The sequence below is a fragment of the Curtobacterium sp. MCBA15_005 genome, assembly GCF_001864855.1.
GTDB lineage: Bacteria > Actinomycetota > Actinomycetes > Actinomycetales > Microbacteriaceae > Curtobacterium > Curtobacterium flaccumfaciens.
Genome location: NZ_MJGL01000003.1, coordinates 201,939 through 220,831, shown reverse-complemented (window position 1 = coordinate 220,831; position 18,893 = coordinate 201,939). Strand labels below are relative to the sequence as shown.

The following is an 18,893-nucleotide window of genomic DNA, read 5'->3' as shown; positions in this document are numbered from 1 at the left end:
TGGCGTCAGCGCTGGTGCGCTCCGCGCGCTGCGGGTCTCAGCCCTGCTGCGCTCCGTCCTGTGCCTTCGCCAGCGCCGGCATGAGGGCGCTGACGTCCTGGTCGGCGTTCGACAGGACCACGATGTCGACCCGGCGGTTCAGGGCGAGGTCCCGGTCCGTGCCGCCCTTCGCCAGTGGCCGGCTCGACCCGAACCCGACGCTCTGCACGTGCTCGCCGGGCATCCCGCCCCGCTCGACCAGGTCGCGCAGGACCCCGGTCGCCCGCGCCGCGCTGAGCTCCCAGTTGGTCGCGTACGGCGCCGTCGAGTTCCGCTGGTCGGCGTGCCCCTCGACGCTGACGTCGTGGTCGGAGGTCTTCAGCACCGGCGCGATGGCGTCCATGATCGACCGCGCCTGGTCGGACAGGTCCGCGCTGTTCGTGCCGAAGTACGTCTCGCTGCCGATCAACCGGACGATCAGGCCGCGGGCGTCCACGGTGAACTGGACGTTCTCGCTCTGGCCCGCCTTCGCCAGGTTGTGCTGGATCGCACGCTCGAGCTTCGTCAGGTCGTCGAGCTCGCGCTTCGCCTCGGCGAGGTCCTGCTTCGTCGCCGTCGTCGGCACCACCGTCGACGCGGGGTCGACGTTGGTGTCCTTCGTGCCCGACGAGGCGGTCGAGTGGTCGGCCTGGGACTTGTCCGTCGAGTAGCCGGAGCCGTCCTCGACCTGGTCCTTCGTCACGACGGTGCCGCTCGCGGTGTCGATCTTCTGCGAGTCGACCTCGCCGAAGCCGGTGGCGAGCGACTGCTTCAGCTGGATGTACTTCTCCTGATCGACGGTGGACATCGCGAAGAGCACGAGGAACATGCACATCAGCACCGTGATCATGTCCATGTAGGACGCCATCCAGCGCTCGTCGGGGTGCTCGGCCTCGTCGTGGGACTTCTTCGCGCGACCGCGGCCGCGGCCCCGGGGGTTGGCGCTCACGGTCAGGCCGCCAGCTGCTGGTCGTCGGCCGCGTCGGCCTTCTTGCCCGCCTTGCCGGCCTTGCCACCCGTGTCGGCGCGGGCGGCGGGCGGGACCATGGCCTTCAGCCGCTCACCGAGCAGACGGGGCTGGCTGCCGGCCTGCACCGCGAGCAGCCCCTCCATCAGGAGCGTCTGGCGGTCCGACTCGAGCTGGGCGAGCTTGCGGAGCTTGCCGCCGATCGGCAGCCACATGAAGTTCGCGGTCAGCAGGCCCCACAGGGTGGCGACGAACGCGCTGGCGATCAGCGGTCCGAGCTCGTCGGGCTTGCCGAGGTTCGCGAGCACGTGGGTCAGCGAGACCACGGTGCCGATGATGCCGACGGTCGGGGCGAAGCCGCCGAGGCCCATGAAGAACGCGCTCGCGCTCCGGGTCGGGGCCGCGTTCGACTCGATCTCGTCCTCGAGCAGGATCCGCAGCTCGTCGCCGTCGGTGCCGTCCGCGATGTTCTGCAGCGCCTTCTTCATGAACGGGTCGTCGTGCTTGTCGGCCTCCTGCTCGAGGGCGAGCAGGCCGTTCGCGCGGGCGGTCTCGGCGAGCCCGACGACGTCGTCGATGACCGACGCCGGCGGGGTGACCTTGCCGGTGAACGCCTTCGGGACCGCCTTGAAGCTGGCGATCGCGTCCTTCAGCGTGGTGCTCGCGATGCCGCAGCCGATGGTGGCACCGAACACGAGCAGCATCGGGGCGGGCAGGAAGAGTCCACCGAGCTCGACGTGCTCCATCTGGACCATGCCGAACAGGGCGCCGAAGGCGAGCAGGATGCCGACGATCGTTGCGATGTCCACGTCAACGACCCCCGTCCAGCGCGCGACCGTGCTGCGTGGAGCGGAGCGCGGCGACCGGGGCGAGCGTCGGCTGCGGGCCGGTGTTCGTGCGGGGGGCCTGGTCGGTGCCGTAGGCCATGCCGACGATGCGTGCGCGGTACGCGGCGATCAGGTCGATGACGTCGGCCATCGACTCCCGCACGATGTACTTCGCGCCGTCGACCATGATGAGCGTCGTGTCCGGCGTCTCCTGGATGCGCTCCACGAGATCGGGGTTCACAGCGAATCCGCTGCCGTTCAGTCGTGTGACGACGATCATGGCCCGTCCTGGTTCTCGATCGTCCCGCCGCCGTCCGTGGGGCGGGATGCGGGCCCGTCCGTGGGCCTGCACGGAGGACTATCGGCGGTTACGACGGGTGCGTTAGCGACGCGTTCGGGCCGTCTCAGCTGATCCCCAGGAAATCGCTGCATCCGATCGGGGTGCTCCGGCGGTAGTGGGGGTACGACGTCGAGGACGACGTCGTCCGCACCGGCCCGGACAGGCCCGAAGGAGACACGTCATGCGCAAGACACTCGCCACCGGCCTCAGCGCCGGTGTCCTGTTCGCCGCCGCTGCGGCCGTACTGCCCGCGACCGCTGCGACCGCCGCCACCGGCGAGGCGACGCTCTCGGTCCTCCACGCCGTGCCGGACGTCACCGTCGACGTCTACCTCGACGGCGAACGTGCCATCGACGACTTCACCCCGGGCACCCTCGCCGGCCCCATGATGGTGCCGGCCGGTGCGCACCAGCTCGCGATCACCGCCTCGGACGCCACCGATGCGACGAAGCCGATCATCGGCCCGGCGGACGTCTCGTTCGACGCCGGGGGCAACTACACCGCCGTCGCCCACGACGCCACGGACGGGTCGCCGACCGCCACGGTGTTCACCAACGACACCTCGGCCGTCGCGGCCGGCCAGGGACGCCTGGTCGTCCGGCACGTCGCCGCCGCACCGGCCGTCGACGTCCTCGCCGGTGGGAAGGCCGTCGTGCCGAACCTGTCGAACCCCGACGAGCAGGCACTCGAGCTGCCGGCCGGCACCGTGTCGGCGACCGTCGCCGCCACCGGGACCACCGACCCCGTGATCGGCCCGGCGGACGTCGCGGTCACCGCGGGCTCGTCGACCATCGTCTACGCCTGGGGCAGCCTGGACGACGACAACCTCGCCCTCGCCACGCAGACGATCGCAGACCTCGGTGGCACGCCGAACGGCGTCCCCGCCGGGAACGCCGGTCTCGTGGCCACGAACGACCAGGACCCCCTGCCCCTGGTCGGCGCAGCGGCGGCCGCACTGGCCGCCGCTGCCGCGATCGGGGCCGTGGTGCTCCGCCGCCGGCACACAGCGACCCGCCGCTGAACGTGCCACGCCCCGTGCGGTCCGCCACGGTGACGCTCGTCGTCGCCGTGGCGGCCGCCGCCCTGACCGGGTGCTCGTCGGCCGGGACCACCCCCGGCGGGCAGCCGTCCGTCCTGACGACCACCACCCCCACACCGGTCCCGTCGGCGTTCTCGACCGAGGTGCCGCAGCAGGCCGCCACGATCCCCCCGGTCCGGGACGCCCCCGCCCCGACCACCATCACCGTCGACCACGCCGGCATCAGCGCGCCGGTCCGGCCGGAGGGGGTCGACGAGGACGGCGCGATGGCGCTCCCGCCCGACCCGGCCACCGCGGGCTGGTACCGGTTCGGTGCCGCACCGTCGTCCACCGAGGGCACCGTCGTCATCGCGGCCCACGTCGACGCGGTCGGCTACGGCATCGGTCCGTTCTCCCGCCTCGGCGACGCCCCGTCCGGCACCCGGGTCACCCTGACCGACGCGGACGGTGCCGAGACCGCGTGGCGGATCGACTCCGTCAGCATGCTCGAGAAGCAGGGACTCCCCTGGGGTGAGGTGTTCCGTCACGACGGGCCCCGACGGCTCGTCCTGGTGACCTGCGGCGGGACGTTCGACGCAGCCACCGGACACTACGAGAGCAACCTCGTCGTGACCGCGGTCCCGGCCTGACCGTGGCGACGATCCGCCCCCTACGATCGGATCGTGGTCGACGACGACCGCGCCAGCGACAGGAAGACGTGACGACCATCCTCCCGGACGACAGCGAGCTCTCGGACGCGTTCCGCGCCGGGGGCGAGCACGCCCTGCGAGCCGTCTACGAGCGGTGGTCGTCACTCGTGTACTCGCTGGCCCTGCGCGCCCTGGCCGACCCGGCCGCCGCGGAGGACGTCACGCAGCAGGTCTTCGTGAAGGCCTGGCAGCGCAGCACGAGCTACGACCCCGGCCGCGCCCCGCTCGGCGCGTGGCTGGTCGGCATCACCCGGAACTGCATCGCCGACGCGCAGAACGAGCGCCGACGGCACGCCAGCGCCGCCGACCCGGACGTGGTCGAGGAGACCACCCCGGCGCCGGAGCCGGCCTTCGACCTGGCCGAACGCGCACTCGTCGCCGGCGAGCTCGAGCGGCTCGACGAGGTCCCACGGCGCGTGATGCGACTGGCGTTCTACGACGACCTCAGCCATCGTGAGATCGCCGAACGGCTCGAACTGCCGCTGGGCACCGTCAAGAGCCACATCCACCGAAGTCTGGCTCGGCTCCGAACACGTCTGGAGGTGATCGAATGAAGCACGTCGACGACGAGACGCTGGCGATGCTCGCGGTCTCCGACCAGGTCGCGACCGACGACGTCGCCGAGCACCTGGCGTCCTGCGACCGGTGCCGCGACGAGGTGGCCGCGCTGCAGCGGGTCGCCGCGGTGACCCGGGCGTCCGAGGACGTCACGCTGGCCGCGCCCCCGGAGCACGTGTGGGACCGGATCGCGGCCGAGATCGCCCGGACGCCGCAGCAGGCCGCGGCGCCGGCGACCGAACCCGGACGAGCGGCCGAACGCGCGTCCGTCGCGACACCGTCCGACGCGCAGCACCACGCCGTGGCACGCCGATCCCGTCCGCGTCGTCGCCGTGTCCTGGCGCTGGTGATCGCCGGCGTCGGTGTCCTCGCCGTCGTCCTCGGCATCGGTGTGGCGTCGGGGGTCGTCCCCGGACTCCCCCGCGGCGACACCGAGACCGTCATGGCGAACACCGAGCTCGCAGCGCTGCCCGGTTGGTCGGGGACGACCGGCCGCGCCGAACTCGAACGTGACCAGGACGGCCGGGTGACCCTGCTCGTCGACCTGCACGGAGAGCGCGGTCGCTCCGGCACCGGTCCGCTGCGCGAAGTCTGGATGATGCGGTCGGACCTCGGCGGACTGGTGAGCGTCGGCTACCTCGACGGCGACCAGGGCCGCTTCACGGTGCCCGACGGCGTCGACACCGCGGAGTTCCCGGTCGTGGACGTCTCGGCCGAGGCCGACGACGGTGATCCGGCGCACTCCGGTGACTCCATTGTCCGGGGCACCCTGACCGACCCCTGATCGGTGCGGGGCGCTGGTGTCCGCGAGCGGGACAACGGTGCGCGCGGCCACGCGGAATCGTACGGGTGGGACTGCTCAACAGACGGCGTTGATTGGTGCCCCGCCTGTCGTGCAGCGCAGGCAGCACTCGACTCCTAGACCGCCGGCTCGGTCAATCGTGCCGTCGCTCGTCCTGCACCAGCCCGATCAGCGCGAGGGTACGCAGCAGCGCAGCCTCGGCTCAGAACCCGCTCGCGGAGTGATCGAGGAGGTTCAACTGCTTGATCGCCTGGCGACGCTCAGCGGCGAGCTCGTCGACAGTGAGCCACTGCAGCGCCTCGGTCCCTGGATGGGGACAGCGCACTCCTCTGGCCCCGGCGGATAGAGCCGGGACTAGGGAGAAACACCTCCCCGGCTCGACCCGTACCTGCGTGCCGACGACGTGTCGATAGGCGATCTGCTAGCGCATGTGCTGTCGGCGCCTCCTGGCAGCATGAGTAGATGTCTCAGGTTCCCCCCCGCGCGGCGGCACCACACCGTCCCGCAGTTCTACCTCCGTGGTTTCGCCGACGGTGAAACGCTTCGCACCATCGCTTTGCCTGGCCGTCGCCGGTACAAGCATTCGGTCCGCGATGCGTCTGTTGAGACCGACTTCTACGCTCTCCCCGGGCATCCCGAGGGCGACGATGTAATCGAGCGGGCTCTGTCCGAGGTTGAGGGGGCCGCTGCCGCCGTATTGCGTCTCATCGTGAAAGGCCGATGGCCACTTGACGTCGCAGATCGCACTGCCTTGGGGTACTTCATCGCGTTGCAAGCAACCCGGACACAGGTGAACCGAAGAACGGCAGACTCGCTCGCTGCTTTCGCCGCACGGCTTGAGATTGGCTTCGGGGGACGAGATCGGTTCAAGGCTCGGCTCGAGCACGACGGAAGGACCGTCCCCGAGGAGAAAGTGCAACAGCTGTGGGATGAAGCAATGCGCCCCGAGGGGCCGCCCGTACAAGTCAGTCATGGGGAGTTCGCCGAACAGATGCTGAAGACCGCCGACGGCCTTCTGAAATACCTGATCGGACGACCTTGGACGCTGGTCCGATTCGATCGCAGGTCGCTAGTCACCTCCGACTCCCCGGTGAGCTTGGTCGCACAGCCCGACGCTAACGAGTGGGAAGGGGGCGGATACATGACCGCTTGGGGCATCGCGATGCCCTTGACTCGGAACCTTGGACTCATCATGGGAGACCCGACGCCGTTCCAAGGCCTGGTCCCCGTCGAGGAGGTTCACCAGGGCCTGCGAGACACACTCGTCCCTGTAGGCACGACCGCCTACGAGCGCTTCTTCAACGAGCACACGATCGGCCACGCAAGCCGATGGCTCTACTGCCACCCCAGCGATGAGCACCGCATCCCGGACGACCTACCCGAGCCCCATCTCGTGAACATGCGCATCCAGAACGACCCTTGGGAGTTCAACGGCGAACCGAACGGTGTTGTCTAACCGCTCGCCGACGCCGAGCACGCCGCGAATCCCGCCCACGCGGACCGTCTCGATAGCCGATCGGCTACCGGACGAGATCAGCGGAAGAGCTCGGCGTTTTCCGCGACCCAGTCCGGGATCGAGCGGGCAGGCCGGCCCAGCAGATCTTCCACAGTGGACGTCTTTTCGGTGCTGGCGCCAGACGCAAGGGCTTCGACGTCGATGCTCACGAGGAGTCCCACGACCATCTCCGGCAGTCCGAGTGACAGCAGCAGGGCTCGCTGTTCGTCAGGGGTTCGGTGCGTGTAGGTCACGGTGCGCCCGATTGCTTCCGAGATAAGCTCTGCGATGGCGTCCATGTTCAGTCCGTCGGGTCCGGTGAGGTGGTAGGCCCTGCGGACCGAGCCGCTCGCTGCACCGTTCAGGATCAGGCGTGTTGCGACGTCTCCGACGTCGCGCACGTCGATGAGGTTTGCGGGCAGCGTGCCGGCTGCTCCTCCCCACAGGTTGCTCTTGATGAGTCCGGCCTGACCGCCGATGACGGCGCTGAAGGTCATGGGGCGCAGCACGCTGTAACCGATGTCGACCGAGCCGAGATGGTTCTCTACCTGCAGATGCCAGTCGATTGGGTGCATGCGGGAGGGCCAGCTCCACGAGCTGACCTTGACGACGTGTTCGACCCCGGCGTGAGCGGCTGCGTCGATGAGGGCGATTTCCTGGTGGGCTTGGTCGTCGGAGCTGCCGAGGCTGATGACCAGCACGTCGGCGCCGTTGACGGCGGACGCGATCGACTCCGGGTTCGCGTGGTCGATGTGGACGCTCGTGGCCTGGGCGCCGGCGTTTTGCGCCGCGGGCGTCCGACTGAGTGCACGTACTGCGGTGCCGGCAGCGGAAAGCCCGTCGGCGATCACCCTGCCGACCCGCCCCGTCGCGCCGGCGATGGCAACGAGCCCCGGTCCTGATACTTCGGTCATGTCGATGTCTGCCTTCTCTTGGTGACTCCTGCTCGGGCGGACGCTTCGCGCTCCTTGACGACCGGGATGAGCGGTGGTCATGGTGCGGCTCAGCCGTTCGCTCGGACGGAGAACTCCTTCCAGGACTCCCACTCCGCCAGTCGGGCGGCGTAGACCTGGGGGACGACAACGGTCGGTGCGGCGCCGAAGAAGACGCGGAGCGGCGGGGTCGGGTTGTCGACGAGCTCCAACATGGCTGCGCCGACGGCCTCGGGCTTGCCCAGCCACTCGACCGGTCGCTTCCTTTCGGCCGCCTCGGCTGCGCGGTGGGCGTCCTCGTACGCCGAGTTCGGGGTGGCGTTGACAGCGCTCGATCCTGCCCAGTCGGTGCCGTACTGCCCCGGTTCGACCAGGGTGACGTTGATCCCGAACGGGGCTACTTCCTGGGCGAGGGCGTCCGAGAGGCCCTCGAGTGCCCACTTGGAGGCGTTGTACCCGCCGAGGCCGGGGAACGCGATGACCCCGCCGATGGTGGAGATCTGCACGATGTGGCCGCTTCCCTGAGCGCGCAGGACGGGCAGCGCCGCCTGAGTGACGTTGAACGCGCCGAAGAAGTTGACGTCGAACTGCTGGCGGAGTTCGGTTTCGCTGAGTTCCTCGACCATCCCGAACAGGCCGTACCCGGCGTTGTTCACGACGACGTCGAGCGTGCCGAAGCGTTCGGCCGCCGTGTCGACCGCCGCGTGGACGGCGGCGGCGTCGGTGACGTCGAGTGCGATGGCGAAGAGGCGGTCGCCGTGGGTGGCGGCGAGGTCGTTGAGTGCGGCGAGGTCCCGAGCGGTCGCTGCGACGCGGTCGCCGCGTTCGAGGGCGGCAACCGTGAACTGCCGGCCGAAGCCGCGGCCGGCGCCAGTGATGAACCAGGTCTTGGAGGTCATGCGTTTGTTCCGATCTGCTGTGTCTGCGGAGTTGTGTTGCGGGGTGTCAAGTTAGAGCGGATCAACTGGTTGACGAGTTCGCTTCGGTTCGGCTGATGGTCCTGTCTCGGTGCGCACGGACGCGGGCCGCGTTGCCGCAACGGGCCGACGAATGCCACTTGCCGGCCCCGTTCTTCGACTGATCGAAGAACGCGACCTGGCAGTCCGGGTTCGCGCACAACTTGAGCCGCGAGAGCGCACCCGTGGCGCGCCCTTCGAGCAGCGCGACTGCGACCTTCGCCTCGATGAAGTCACCGCCGCCGTGCGGCACGGTGATGCCGTCGTCGTCGAGGCGCAGGCGGAGGGCGAGATCCACTGGCTGATGGTGTTCCGCGGGCCCGTCACCGAGCAGTCGCCTGAGGGCTGTCCGTAGGCGACGCAGGCGTTCGAGGGAGTCAACGTCGACGCCGGCCCCGGTGCCGGTGCCGATCGACGCCAGCCAGGTCGTTGCGCTGTCGGTGGATCCAAGGAGGTCAGCCCCGGGGCCGACGCTGACGGTGTTGACGAGGTCCTGCAGGAGCGCGAGGTCACCCGGTGCGGGGTTCGCCTCGTACCGGGTCGTCGCGGTGCCCTCGAGCATCAAGCCGCTCCCCCCAGGAGAGTGAGACCACCGAACCAGACAGGGCTGAGATTGAGGTGGTGAGGGTAGCGGGTGGTCATCTCCTGCAGGAACCGCTCCGGGGTGACACCGTCATCGAGCAGCGCCATGACGTCGCGCAGGTACGTCCGGGTTTCGGCGATGGTTTCGGGGCTGTCCGCCAGTGCCCGGTTCTTGTGGCCTGCCACGACGTGATGGGCTCCGAGTGCTTCGATGACGTCGAGCGCTGCGAGCCAGTGCTCGAAGCCGCCACCAGGCCCCTCCAGGAGGTACTGGTGCACCCCGTTGTAGACGCTGTCGCCAGCGACGACGAGGTCCAAGTCCGGGACGTGGAGCACTGTGGTGCCGTCGGTGTCGGTGTGTCCGACCTCGATGGGGAGCAGCCGATGACCTTCGAGGTCGAACCCGTCGGGGCCAACCTCTTCCGCGATGACAGGTGCCTCCGGGATCAGCCCCGGGAAGATCTGGTCCCACAGCTGTTCGCGGCCCGTTGTCGCCTCCTGGTGCATCATCGCGATCGTCTGCTTCGTCGCGAGCACCGTCGCCGACGGGAACTGCTCCACCAGGGCGTGTCCACCGAACCAGTGGTCACCGTGGCCGTGGGTTGCGTAGATGTGCGTCAGTGTCTTGCCGGACGCTTCGACCCAGTCACCGACCGCCTTGATCTGCTCGTGGGTGAACGGTGCGTCAACGAGCACCGCGTGCTCCGCCCCGGAGATCAGGATCGTGCTGCCTGGGTTCCACACCAGAGGGCGGCCGTCAGGCAGCCGTGCGTCACCAGCCCACTCCGGTCCGTCGGTCACGAGAACGTCGTAGCTCAATTCACTCATGCGACTTACTGTAACGTACAAAACGGTTTTGCACGTTACAGAACCTCAAGGAGTTCGATGCTGCCGTTCGGCTCGGCTCGGCTCGGCACGCACCCGCCCCCGCACCCCATCGGTCAGGCTGATCGCGGGGCTGCCACAACAGGCCTCACTCACTGAGCATGCCCTCATCGAGCAGGACCCTCTTTTCGACATACGGTCGTATGGCGTGATGCGACCGCAGGACCGCGGTCATGCGACCGCGGGCGCTTCGGAACCGAGCGCCGTCAAGACACGACTCGCCGGCGAGGAGCCCCGTGAACCTGTACTTCCGACTTCTTCTGGTGCTTTTCGGACAGCGCTTCCGACGAGACTTCGACATCCACGGAACCGACAACGCAATCTTCCGTGTGACTGTCGGTGACATCGATGTGTACGGCCACATGAACAACGGCCGCTACCTCACGATCATGGATCTCGGAAGACTGCGGTGGCTTCGACGCACCGGGATCTTCGATCGGACCCGAGCCGAAGGCTGGGCAGCGGTCGTGGCGCAGCAAACGGTGACCTACCGGAGGCCCCTCCGAGTCGGCCAGCGCTTCGAACTCCGCACGAGGTACCTCGGTTCCGACGATCACGGCAGCTACACCGAGCAGATCTTCGTTCGACGCGGAAACCTGCACGCGCACGCCGTCGTGCGGACGAAGTTCTTGACGCGACACGACGGCCCCGTCGTGACCGACGATCTCCGCGCTCTCCTCGACGGGGACGATCTCGTTGTGCCCGGCTGGGTCGCTGACTGGTCCGCTTCCGCTCGCAGCGCCGCGGCCGATTCGCCGTCGTGAGCCCGGCGGCCGCGTGACACAGATCCCGCTCAGGACCGCGGGGTGTCAGTCGCCGGAAGGCCGATCGACGATGGCGTCGGCGTGCTCGACTATCCAGTCCATGAGGGGAACGAGTCGAGCTGCCAGTTCGCTACCGCTGTCGGTGAGCGAGTAGTCCACTCGAGGCGGGATCGTGGGCTGCGCGACCCGGTTCACGATCCCGTCGTGCTCCAGTGTCCGCAGGGTCGAGGCGAGCATCTTCTCGCTGATCCCCTCGATGGTGCGTCGAAGTTCCCCCCAGCGCATGCTGCCCGGCTCGAGCGCGAGGAGCACGAGGACACCCCACCGACTCGTGACGTGGGTGAGCACAACTCGCGTAGGACACGCCGCTGGGAAGCGCGCGAACGCATCCGGATCCTGCACGGGCGGTGCAGGGGCTTCCACGATTCCGACATCCATGTAAGTACCTTACAAAAAGGTGCGTACCTTCGTACAGGAGAGTTTCCTGCGATGCTGCGATCACCCGCTGAAGATCGCAGAAGGAGACCTCGTGTCCATCATCGTCACCGCCGCTTCCGGCCAGCTCGGCCGCCTCGTCGTCGAAGCTCTCATCGAACGCGGGGCCGACCCCGAGTCGGTCATCGCGACCTCACGCAACATCACTCGCCTCGCAGACCTCGCGACACTGGGCGTCCGGACCGCCGTGCTCGACTACACCCGTCCGAGCACGATCGCTGACGTCATCGGTGCCGGCGACGGCGTCGTCCTGATCTCGAGCGATGCCGTCGGGCAGCGCGTCGCACAGCACACCGCGGTGATCGACGCCTCCGCAGCGGCCGGCGCCAGCAGGATCATCTACACGAGCGTCCTGGACGCTGGTCGCTCGGAGTTGATCCTCGCTCCCGAGCACAAGGCCACGGAGGAGGCCATCGCCGCATCCGGCGTCCCCGCCACCATCCTCCGCAACGGTTGGTACACCGAGAACTACGCGACCACGCTCGACATCGCACGGCAGTCGGGTGTGATCACGGCGAGTGTCGGAGACGGCCGCGTCGCCAGCGCCAGCCGACGCGACTTCGCTGAAGCAGCCGCGGTCGTCGCGCTCGATGACGAGACCGCCGGGCGTGTGTTCGAACTCTCCGGCGATTACGCATGGACCCATGCCGAGCTCGCCGATGCCCTCACCGACGTGATCGGTTCACCGGTGCACTACCAGGCCCTCAGCACGGACGAACACGCTGTCTCCCTCCGGGGAGCGGGGCTCGACGAGGGCACAGTCGCGTTCTTGGTGGCCCTCGACGCGGGCATCCGCGACGGTCTCCTCGCCCACACCAGCGGGGAGCTCAAGGCTCTCATCGGCCGACCGACCACCCCGCTCCCCGAGGGCCTCGCAGCCATCGCGGCGCAGTGACCCGCATCCAGTCCCGTCAACCACACACGAGCAGGAGCACAACCATGACCAACGACCTGATCACGCGCACACGAAGCAGCCGCATCGCCCGCGGCGCGGCGGCCATCGCCGGAGCCGCCCTCCTCACCGGTCTCGTCGTGTCCACGCCGGCAGCGGCCGCTCCCGCAACCCAACCGAAGCCGACCGTGACGGTCGCCGGGAACCGGCAGAACACCAACACCGAACACCGCAACGCCTGCATCGTCCGGACGCTCATCACCCGCACCTTCACCGAACCTGACAGCAGATCCTCCCGGCAGGTCGCGGCGCGGTTCGTGTCCCCGAGCGCAGTCACGCACGGCGCAGCAACCACTGCCGGACCGAAGGGTGTCCTTGCCCAGTTCTCGGCGGACCGTACCCGCATCCCTGGTGCTCGAGCAGTGATCAAGCGCACCGCAGCAGACGGCAACCTCGTCGCCGTGCACTGGCAGATCGCACCAGACCCGCGCAACGAACGACGCGGTGATGCCGCCGTCGACCTGTTCCGCCTCCAGCACGGCCGGATCGTCGAGCACTGGTCGCTCGAGCAGCCCATCCCGACGGGCACCCCCGCAAGCGGGAACACGAACACCATGTTCAGCGACCTGTACCGGCCGGCACGTCCGACCACCGCGCCGTCGGAACGTCAGGAAGAACGCAACCGCGTCCTCGCGGTGTCGGCGTACAACACACTCTTCCGAGACCACGATGCGTCCGTCCTCGACCGCGCCTTCGACCCCGCGTACCTGCAGCACAACACCGTCGCTCCGAACGGGACAGCAGCCCTCAAGCAGCTGTTCGGGAGCGGCGCCCAGTTCCCGGCGCAGCAGTCCGTCATCTCGCTCTCCGACGGTGACATCGTCTGGACCTTCTCCCGCGCGGTCGGGGCGAAGCCCGGCGACCCGCTCCTCGCTGCCGACCTGTTCCGCGTCGACGGTGGCCTCATCCGAGAGCACTGGGATGTCGTCCCCACCAGCTGACCACCGCCCGGGAGGCAGAAACTGCCACCGCGACGAGTTGTCTATGACGACTGCAACCAGTCGGCAAGACGGGGTCTCATCAGCCGATCGCCTACCGGGACAGCGGAGCTAAGGGTGATTCGCTGAGTGCCGTGACGGCCCCCGAAGTGATCCTCGTTCACGGCTTCTACCACCAGCCGCAGCACATGCAGCCACTCCGGGCAGCTCTCGAAGAGCAGGGCGCGATCGTGCACATTCCTCGCCTGCACCGAGGGTCTCTCATCGGCTCCGTCAGCGGAGGATGCCGAGCGCCCGGGCCTCGGACACCGCGGCGGTCCGGGATCCGACGCCGAGCTTGGAGAACACGTGGACCAGGTGTGACTTCACGGTGGCGTCGGTGATGTGCAGGCGTGCTGCCACGTCGACGTTCGAGGCGCCCTCGGCGACGAGCCGGAGGACCTCGATCTCGCGAGCGGACAGGCTGACCCGTGGCGCACGCATCCGTGCCATCAGGCGGCTGGCGACCGCCGGCGCGAGGGCGCTCTCACCGGCGGCTGCGGCGCGCACCGCGGCGAGCAGTTCGTCGGGTGGCGTGTCCTTGAGCAGGTACCCGCTGGCCCCCGCTTCGACGGCGCCCAGGATGTCGCCGTCGCTGTCGTAGTTGGTGAGGACGAGGACGTACGGCGCGGCGTCGGTCGACCGGATCTGCCGGGTGGCGTCGGCACCGGTGCGGTCCTGCCCGAACTGCAGGTCCATGAGCACGAGGTCGGGGTCCAAGGACGACACGAGCGCGGCGGCTTCGTCGGGTGTCGCGGCCTCCCCGACGACGTCGATGTCGACCGCCCCGTCGAGGAGTGCGCGCAGGCCGGCGCGGACGACGGGGTGGTCATCCGCGATGACGAGTCGGATCACGGGCGACCGACCTCCACGGTCGCGGTGATGGTCGTGCCGTCCCCGGGTGCGCTGTCGATGGTGAGACGGCCACCCAGCTGGTCGACACGTTCACCCATCGCGCGGAGCCCGAACGCGTCGGACGTGCCGGAGCGGGTGCCGACACGGTCAGGGTCGAAGCCGCAGCCGTCGTCCTGCACCCGTAGGGACGCGTGCGTCGCGCTGACGTCGAGGGTGATGTCGACGGTCGTGGCACCGGCGTGCTGGGCGACGTTCGCGACGGCCCCCTGGGCGATGCGCAGCAGAGCGGTCTGCACGTCCATCGTCAACTCCGACGCTTCGGGTGCGGCCGTCACGGTGATGCCGAGCCCCTCGCGGTGCCACTGGTCGCTGAGGCGGCGCAGTGCCGCGGGGAGGCCGGCATCGAGGGACGGCGGTGCGAGCTCCCGGATGAAGCGCCGCGTGTCGGCGAGGCCGTCGGCCGCTGTGGCGCGTGCGAGGCGGATGTGCTCGATGCCCGGCCGGCTGCCGTCGGCTGCTTCGGCGGCGTGGAGGAGCATCTGGATGCTGGAGAGGTCCTGCGCGACGGTGTCGTGGATCTCGCGTGCCAGGCGGGCGCGTTCGGTGAGGACGCCCTGCTGCCGTTCGGTCGCGGCGAGTCGGTCGCGGGTGGCGAGGAGTTCTGCCAGCAGCGCCTCCCGCTCGACGGACTCGCGGGCGAGCGCCCGGTAGCCCAGGCCGATGAGCAACGCGACCCCGGCACCGACGAGGGGCCCGATCACCCCGCCCACGGTGAAGCCGCCGTGCAGGCCCAGGGCGACGACCGCGATCAGGGTCGCTGCGACCACGGCGGCCGGCCCGACGATCCGGGGCAGGACGTGCAGGTAGAGGAAGAACAACGGGAACACCAGGTACGCCGCTTCCGGCACCAGGACGAGCAACGCCACCCACACGACGGTCAAGGCGGTGATCCAGGCCGCTCCCACCACGGCTCGGCGTGCCTCCGGCGCGGCGGCGACACCGGCACCGAGCAGGTACAGGACCGCGAACCCGGCCACCAGGGCGATCGCCGCCCACATGGTCGGGTCGCGGACGACGAGGACCCGGACGACGACGAGTGCGACGAGCGCGGCGAACAGCACGTGCAGTCCGGTGCGGAGTCCGACGAACACGGGCGTGAGGGTGCTGTGTGCCATGTCCGTTGCAGCGTACGGCGGGCACGACCCACCGGACATCAACCAGAAGTTGGACAAGAGCAGTCAACCTCCCGGCGATGGCACTTGGACCCGCGACGGCGAGGCTCGTCTGGACGGCAGGGAGCGCCCCTGCCGTCGGGAAGGAACCATCGTGTTCGTCGCTTGGCGCGACCTCCGATCCGCCCGTGGCAGGTTCGTGCTCATCGGGTCCGTGGTGTCGTTGATCACCCTCCTCGTCGGCTTCCTCGCTGGCCTGACCGGCGGCCTCGCCGCGCAGAACGTGTCCGCAGTCCTCGGCCTCCCCGGGAACCGGCTCGTCCTGCAGGGGCCCTCGACCGGGCAACCATCGTTCTCGCAGTCGACGATCGACGCCGCGACGGTGTCCGCGTGGCGGGAGTCCTCCGGCGTCGAGCAGGTCACGCCGATCGGGATCGCGCAGGGGCGCGCCGCCGTGCACGCCGAAGCCGCACCAGCGGTCGCCGTCGCCCTGTTCGGCGTCCCACGGGGAGCCCCCGCGTCGACGGTCACCGACCTGGCTCCGAGGTCCGACGACACGGTGGGTCTGTCCGCCGGCGCAGCGAAGGACCTCGACGTCGCCGTCGGGGACGCCGTCACGATCACCGGGACGACCTACCGGGTCGCCACCGTCGGCGGAGACGCCTGGTACAGCCACACCCCCGTCGTCGCGCTCTCCCCGACGGCGTGGGCGTCGACCGACCGGCGCCTCGGCGGGGACGGCGAAGCGACCGTGCTCGCCGTCTCCGGAACGCCGGACTGGGGCAGTACGGCGGACCGCACGCGCACCGTCGCCGTGTCACCGCTCGCCAGCCTCACCGCGATCGAGACGTTCAAGTCGGAGGTCGGGTCCCTCGGACTCATGATCGTGATGCTCTTCGGTGTCTCCGCGCTCGTCGTCGGGGCGTTCTTCACCGTGTGGACGCTGCAGCGTGCCGACGACATCGCCGTCCTGAAGGCCCTCGGTGCCTCCGACGCGTCGCTCGTGGGCGATGCCCTCGGCCAGGCACTCGTCGTCCTGGCCGCGGGCGTCGGGGTCGGGATCGGTCTCGTGTCGGTCCTGGGGACGCTCGCGAACGGTGTCCTGCCGTTCCTGCTCAGCCCGCTCACCACGCTGCTGCCGGCCGCCGTGATGGTCGTCCTCGGCCTCGCCGGTGCCGCCGTCGCACTCCGCACTGTCACCAAGGCCGACCCCCTCACCGCACTCGGGAGCAACCGATGATCACCCTCGACGACGTCACCCTCACCTTCCCCGACGGCGACTCCCGCATCACGGCGGTGGACCGCGTGTCCCTGACCGCTCCGAGCGGGGTCGTCACGGGCCTCACCGGGCCCTCCGGCTCCGGGAAGTCCTCACTCCTCGCGGTCGCGGCGACCCTGATCCGCCCGGACTCCGGGCACGTGTGGATCAACGACGTCGACGCAGCGACCCTGAGCCGGAACGAGGCGACGACGCTCCGCCGCGGACAGGTCGGCATCGTGTTCCAGCAGTCGAACCTCATCGAGTCGCTCACCGCTCGCGAACAGCTGCTCGTCATGGCGGAGCTCGGCGGCGGCCACCGAGACCGGACCGCGGTGCGCACCCGCGCCGATGCGCTGCTGGCAGCGGTCGGTCTCGCCGAGCACCGCGGCAAGCGACCCGCGCAGCTCTCCGGCGGCCAGCGGCAACGGGTCGCAATCGCCCGAGCCCTGGTGAACACCCCGTCCGTCCTGCTCGTCGACGAACCCACCAGCGCGCTCGACCAGGAGCGAGGCGCCGAGATCATGGCGCTGATCGCGCGCCTCACGCACGAGCAGGGCACGGCGACGATGCTCGTCACGCACGATCTCGTCCACCGCGACGCGCTCGACCGCCTGGTCACCGTCGTCGACGGCCGCCTGACCGATGCCTGAGCGTTCGTCCCCCGAAATTCCCAACTGTGACGTATTCGAGACCTCAGGACGGGCAACGGGTGTCGATCTTCCATCGGTTTATCTCATGAGCGTGTTAGCGTGGCGCGCATGACCGACACCACCACCGTCGTCTCGCCGGCATCTCCGGCGACCGCAGCACCCCTCCGTGAGGTCGGCGCCCTGATCCGGGGCGCCCGCAAGGGCCGCAGCATGACGCAGGCCCAGCTCGCCGAACGCGTCGGCACCAGCCAGAGCGCGATCAACCGCATCGAGCAGGGCGGGCAGAACCTGTCCCTCGAGATGCTCACCCGCATCAGCGACGCCCTCGACCAGCAGATCGTCTCGATCGGCGGTGCCCCGCAGCGGGCCCACCTGCGCGTGCAGGGCGGCCGGAAGCTCAGCGGCTCCATCGCGGTGAACTCGAGCAAGAACGCCGCCGTGGCGCTGCTCTGCGCCTCGCTGCTCAACCGCGGCGTGACCCGTCTGCACAAGGTCGCCCGGATCGTCGAGGTCGACCGCATCATCGACGTGCTCCGCAGCCTCGGCGCGAGCGTCACCTGGTCGGAGGACGGCGAGACCCTCGAGATCGTCGCCCCCGACGACCTGCACCTCGACGCGATCGACGCCGACGCCGCCCGCCGCACCCGCAGCGTGCTCATGTTCCTCGGCCCGCTCAGCGGCCGGTACGAGTCCTTCCGCCTGCCCTACGCCGGCGGCTGCGACCTCGGCACCCGCACGGTCGAGCCGCACCTCATCGCGCTGCGTCCGTTCGGCGTGGACGTCGAGGCGACCTCCGGCTGGTACGAGGTCGACGTCGCGAACCAGGCCGTCCCCACCAAGTCGGTCGTGCTCACCGAGCGCGGCGACACCGTGACCGAGAACGCGATCCTGGCCGCCGCGGCCCGCGACGGCGAGACCGTCATCCGGAACGCCAGCCCCAATTACATGGTGCAGGACCTCTGCTTCTTCCTCGAGCTGCTCGGGGTGCAGATCGAGGGCATCGGCACCACCACGCTCCGCATCACCGGCAAGAGCAAGATCGACGAGGTCGTGGACTACTGGCCGAGCGAGGACCCGGTCGAGGCGATGAGCCTGCTGACCGCCGGCATCGTCACCGCGTCGACCCTCACCGTGACGCGTGCGCCGATCGAGTTCCTGGAGATCGAGCTCGCGACCCTGGCCGAGATGGGCCTGCGCTTCGACGTCAGCGAGGAGTACGCAGCCGCCAACGGCCGTACCCGCCTCGTCGACATCACGGTGCACCCGTCCGAGCTGCACGCGCCGATCGACAAGATCCACGCGATGCCGTTCCCCGGCCTGAACATCGACAACCTGCCGTTCTTCGTCGTCATCGCGGCCATGGCCGAGGGCACCACGCTCGTGCACGACTGGGTGTACGAGGGACGGGCGATCCACCTGCTCGACCTCACTCGCCTGGGCGCGAGCGTCACCCTGCGTGACCCGCACCGCCTCGACGTCACCGGCCCGACGCACTTCTCCGGGGCCGAGATCAGCTGCCCGCCAGCACTGCGGCCTGCCGTGGTGATCCTGCTGGCGATGCTCGCGGCGAAGGGCGAGAGCGTCCTGCGCAACGTCGGCATCATCGCCCGTGGCTACGAGCAGCTGCAGGAGCGGCTCAACTCGCTCGGTGCGTCCATCGAGACGTTCCACGACTGA

General features: G+C 69.5%; 21 protein-coding genes. 11 read left to right on the top strand and 10 right to left on the bottom strand.

Annotated features, from left to right (window positions below; translation table 11 throughout):
- Positions 1–37: 37 nt before the first annotated feature.
- Genes BIU89_RS02250 through BIU89_RS02240 form a run of 3 tightly spaced genes read right to left on the bottom strand, consistent with a single transcriptional unit; the run spans position 38 to position 2,092 of the window.
- On the bottom strand, positions 38–967 hold the full coding sequence (locus BIU89_RS02250) for an OmpA/MotB family protein (RefSeq protein ID WP_027465536.1): 930 nt from the start codon (positions 965–967) through the stop codon (positions 38–40).
- 2 nt (positions 968–969) lie between these two features.
- Positions 970–1,794 carry a motility protein A gene (locus BIU89_RS02245; protein ID WP_071244627.1) on the bottom strand — a complete coding sequence of 275 codons (825 nt, stop codon included), beginning with the start codon at positions 1,792–1,794 and terminating at the stop codon, positions 970–972.
- 1 nt (position 1,795) lies between these two features.
- Positions 1,796–2,092 (bottom strand): flagellar FlbD family protein, encoded by a 297-nt coding sequence (locus tag BIU89_RS02240; protein WP_027465534.1) that lies wholly within the window; start codon positions 2,090–2,092, stop codon positions 1,796–1,798.
- Between the two features lie 241 nt (positions 2,093–2,333).
- Here BIU89_RS02240 and BIU89_RS02235 point away from each other — a divergent pair, with 241 nt between their 5' ends.
- The 5 genes from BIU89_RS02235 to BIU89_RS02210 all read left to right on the top strand — a co-directional run bounded on the left by BIU89_RS02235 (position 2,334) and on the right by BIU89_RS02210 (position 6,696).
- Positions 2,334–3,173 carry a DUF4397 domain-containing protein gene (locus BIU89_RS02235; RefSeq protein ID WP_071244626.1) on the top strand — a complete coding sequence of 280 codons (840 nt, stop codon included), beginning with the start codon at positions 2,334–2,336 and terminating at the stop codon, positions 3,171–3,173.
- A 14-nt stretch (positions 3,174–3,187) separates the two neighbouring features.
- Positions 3,188–3,820, top strand: a complete 633-nt coding sequence (locus tag BIU89_RS02230; RefSeq protein WP_175474958.1) for a class F sortase — start codon at positions 3,188–3,190, stop codon at positions 3,818–3,820.
- A gap of 68 nt (positions 3,821–3,888) precedes the next feature.
- The gene (locus tag BIU89_RS02225; protein WP_071244624.1) at positions 3,889–4,434 is read left to right on the top strand and encodes an RNA polymerase sigma factor; all 546 of its coding nucleotides are present in this window, start codon (positions 3,889–3,891) and stop codon (positions 4,432–4,434) included.
- Entirely contained in the window at positions 4,431–5,222 is a 792-nt protein-coding gene (locus BIU89_RS02220; protein ID WP_071244623.1) for an anti-sigma factor, read from the top strand. The genes BIU89_RS02225 and BIU89_RS02220 overlap by 4 nt, the downstream gene beginning before the upstream one ends.
- Before the next feature lie 472 nt (positions 5,223–5,694).
- Positions 5,695–6,696, top strand: a complete 1,002-nt coding sequence (locus tag BIU89_RS02210; RefSeq protein WP_071244894.1) for a DUF4238 domain-containing protein — start codon at positions 5,695–5,697, stop codon at positions 6,694–6,696.
- Positions 6,697–6,773: 77 nt separating this feature from the next.
- On the opposite strand, the gene BIU89_RS02205 is transcribed toward BIU89_RS02210, so the two are convergent.
- The 4 genes from BIU89_RS02205 to BIU89_RS02190 form a co-directional block, all read right to left on the bottom strand.
- Positions 6,774–7,649: an NmrA family NAD(P)-binding protein gene (locus tag BIU89_RS02205; protein ID WP_071244621.1), complete on the bottom strand. Its 876-nt coding sequence runs from the start codon at positions 7,647–7,649 to the stop codon at positions 6,774–6,776.
- Between the two features lie 89 nt (positions 7,650–7,738).
- Positions 7,739–8,566: an oxidoreductase gene (locus BIU89_RS02200; RefSeq protein WP_071244620.1), complete on the bottom strand. Its 828-nt coding sequence runs from the start codon at positions 8,564–8,566 to the stop codon at positions 7,739–7,741.
- A 61-nt stretch (positions 8,567–8,627) separates the two neighbouring features.
- Complete coding sequence (locus BIU89_RS02195; protein WP_071244619.1) at positions 8,628–9,185, bottom strand: CGNR zinc finger domain-containing protein; 558 nt, start codon at positions 9,183–9,185, stop codon at positions 8,628–8,630.
- Positions 9,185–10,033, bottom strand: coding sequence for an MBL fold metallo-hydrolase (locus BIU89_RS02190; RefSeq protein ID WP_071244618.1), 849 nt, complete (start codon positions 10,031–10,033; stop codon positions 9,185–9,187). The genes BIU89_RS02195 and BIU89_RS02190 overlap by 1 nt, the downstream gene beginning before the upstream one ends.
- A gap of 293 nt (positions 10,034–10,326) precedes the next feature.
- Between BIU89_RS02190 and BIU89_RS02185 the strand changes: the two genes are divergently transcribed.
- Positions 10,327–10,854, top strand: coding sequence for an acyl-CoA thioesterase (locus BIU89_RS02185; RefSeq protein ID WP_071244617.1), 528 nt, complete (start codon positions 10,327–10,329; stop codon positions 10,852–10,854).
- Between the two features lie 45 nt (positions 10,855–10,899).
- Here the strand turns inward: BIU89_RS02185 and BIU89_RS02180 are convergent, their stop codons facing one another.
- Entirely contained in the window at positions 10,900–11,292 is a 393-nt protein-coding gene (locus tag BIU89_RS02180) for a winged helix-turn-helix transcriptional regulator (protein ID WP_083404110.1), read from the bottom strand.
- A 91-nt stretch (positions 11,293–11,383) separates the two neighbouring features.
- On the opposite strand from BIU89_RS02180, the gene BIU89_RS02175 reads away from it, so the two are divergent.
- Entirely contained in the window at positions 11,384–12,244 is an 861-nt protein-coding gene (locus BIU89_RS02175; protein WP_071244616.1) for an SDR family oxidoreductase, read from the top strand.
- A gap of 44 nt (positions 12,245–12,288) precedes the next feature.
- Positions 12,289–13,242 carry a nuclear transport factor 2 family protein gene (locus BIU89_RS02170; RefSeq protein WP_071244615.1) on the top strand — a complete coding sequence of 318 codons (954 nt, stop codon included), beginning with the start codon at positions 12,289–12,291 and terminating at the stop codon, positions 13,240–13,242.
- 270 nt (positions 13,243–13,512) lie between these two features.
- Here BIU89_RS02170 and BIU89_RS02165 read toward each other — a convergent pair whose 3' ends face one another.
- On the bottom strand, positions 13,513–14,133 hold the full coding sequence (locus tag BIU89_RS02165) for a response regulator (RefSeq protein WP_071244614.1): 621 nt from the start codon (positions 14,131–14,133) through the stop codon (positions 13,513–13,515).
- Positions 14,130–15,308 (bottom strand): sensor histidine kinase, encoded by a 1,179-nt coding sequence (locus BIU89_RS02160; RefSeq protein WP_071244613.1) that lies wholly within the window; start codon positions 15,306–15,308, stop codon positions 14,130–14,132. The genes BIU89_RS02165 and BIU89_RS02160 overlap by 4 nt, the downstream gene beginning before the upstream one ends.
- A 151-nt stretch (positions 15,309–15,459) precedes the next feature.
- Between BIU89_RS02160 and BIU89_RS02155 the strand changes: the two genes are divergently transcribed.
- The 3 genes from BIU89_RS02155 (at position 15,460) to BIU89_RS02145 (ending at position 18,893) form a co-directional block, all read left to right on the top strand.
- Complete coding sequence (locus BIU89_RS02155; RefSeq protein ID WP_071244612.1) at positions 15,460–16,545, top strand: ABC transporter permease; 1,086 nt, start codon at positions 15,460–15,462, stop codon at positions 16,543–16,545.
- The gene (locus tag BIU89_RS02150; protein ID WP_071244611.1) at positions 16,542–17,216 is read left to right on the top strand and encodes an ABC transporter ATP-binding protein; all 675 of its coding nucleotides are present in this window, start codon (positions 16,542–16,544) and stop codon (positions 17,214–17,216) included. The genes BIU89_RS02155 and BIU89_RS02150 overlap by 4 nt, the downstream gene beginning before the upstream one ends.
- Before the next feature lie 108 nt (positions 17,217–17,324).
- Positions 17,325–18,893: a helix-turn-helix domain-containing protein gene (locus tag BIU89_RS02145; protein WP_027465528.1), complete on the top strand. Its 1,569-nt coding sequence runs from the start codon at positions 17,325–17,327 to the stop codon at positions 18,891–18,893.

Bases quoted from the DNA above. Each gene is read 5' to 3' on its own strand.
- BIU89_RS02240 (WP_027465534.1), bottom strand. From the start codon at position 2,092: ATGATCGTCGTCACACGACTGAACGGCAGCGGATTCGCTGTGAACCCC.
- BIU89_RS02235 (WP_071244626.1), top strand. From the start codon at position 2,334: ATGCGCAAGACACTCGCCACCGGCCTCAGCGCCGGTGTCCTGTTCGCC.
- BIU89_RS02220 (WP_071244623.1), top strand. From the start codon at position 4,431: ATGAAGCACGTCGACGACGAGACGCTGGCGATGCTCGCGGTCTCCGAC.
- BIU89_RS02210 (WP_071244894.1), top strand. From the start codon at position 5,695: ATGAGTAGATGTCTCAGGTTCCCCCCCGCGCGGCGGCACCACACCGTC.
- BIU89_RS02205 (WP_071244621.1), bottom strand. From the start codon at position 7,649: ATGACCGAAGTATCAGGACCGGGGCTCGTTGCCATCGCCGGCGCGACG.
- BIU89_RS02200 (WP_071244620.1), bottom strand. From the start codon at position 8,566: ATGACCTCCAAGACCTGGTTCATCACTGGCGCCGGCCGCGGCTTCGGC.
- BIU89_RS02195 (WP_071244619.1), bottom strand. From the start codon at position 9,185: ATGCTCGAGGGCACCGCGACGACCCGGTACGAGGCGAACCCCGCACCG.
- BIU89_RS02190 (WP_071244618.1), bottom strand. From the start codon at position 10,033: ATGAGTGAATTGAGCTACGACGTTCTCGTGACCGACGGACCGGAGTGG.
- BIU89_RS02180 (WP_083404110.1), bottom strand. From the start codon at position 11,292: ATGGATGTCGGAATCGTGGAAGCCCCTGCACCGCCCGTGCAGGATCCG.
- BIU89_RS02170 (WP_071244615.1), top strand. From the start codon at position 12,289: ATGACCAACGACCTGATCACGCGCACACGAAGCAGCCGCATCGCCCGC.
- BIU89_RS02160 (WP_071244613.1), bottom strand. From the start codon at position 15,308: ATGGCACACAGCACCCTCACGCCCGTGTTCGTCGGACTCCGCACCGGA.
- BIU89_RS02150 (WP_071244611.1), top strand. From the start codon at position 16,542: ATGATCACCCTCGACGACGTCACCCTCACCTTCCCCGACGGCGACTCC.
- BIU89_RS02145 (WP_027465528.1), top strand. From the start codon at position 17,325: ATGACCGACACCACCACCGTCGTCTCGCCGGCATCTCCGGCGACCGCA.